This window comes from Streptococcus mitis, assembly GCF_009496155.1.
In the GTDB taxonomy this organism is placed as follows: domain Bacteria; phylum Bacillota; class Bacilli; order Lactobacillales; family Streptococcaceae; genus Streptococcus; species Streptococcus mitis_BQ.
This window is the reverse complement of record NZ_WIJP01000046.1, coordinates 1-679: the sequence shown is the minus strand read 5'-3', so window position 1 is coordinate 679 and position 679 is coordinate 1. Positions and strand designations below refer to the sequence as shown.

Genomic DNA, 679 nt, shown 5'->3' with positions numbered 1-679 from the left:
GCACTTGTTGAGGCTGATTCAGATGCCGATGTGCTGGCTGATTGGCTTGCACTTGTTGACGCTGATTCAGATGCCGATGTGCTGGCTGATTGGCTTGCACTTGTCGATGCAGACTGACTAGCTGACGTGCTGGCTGACGCTGATGCACTTGTCGATGCAGACTGACTAGCTGACGTGCTGGCTGATTGGCTCGCACTTGTCGATGCTGACTCAGATGCCGATGTGCTGGCTGATTGGCTTGCACTTGTTGACGCTGACTCAGATGCCGATGTGCTTGCTGACGCTGATGCACTTGTTGATGCTGATTCAGATGCACTTGTCGATGCTGACTGGCTAGCTGAGGTGCTGGCTGATTGACTTGCACTGGTCGATGCGGACTGACTAGCCGAGGTGCTGGCTGATGCAGACGCACTTGTCGATGCGGACTGACTAGCTGAGGTGCTGGCTGATGCAGACGCACTTGTTGATGCTGACTGACTAGCTGAGGTGCTGGCTGATGCAGACGCACTTGTTGACGCTGATTCAGATGCGCTTGTGCTTGCTGACGCTGAGGCACTTGTTGAGGCTGACTCAGATGCGCTTGTGCTGGCTGATTGGCTCGCACTTGTTGAGGCTGATTCAGATGCCGATGTGCTGGCTGATTGACTTGCACTTGTTGACGCTGACTGACTAGCTGACG

General features: G+C 54.5%; 1 protein-coding gene. It reads right to left on the bottom strand.

Features of this window, described 5'->3' with window-relative positions; all coding sequences use genetic code 11:
- Window positions 1-679, bottom strand: a 679-nt coding sequence (locus GEZ84_RS10630) for a hypothetical protein (RefSeq protein ID WP_194252078.1), incomplete at both ends; no start/stop codon positions are given.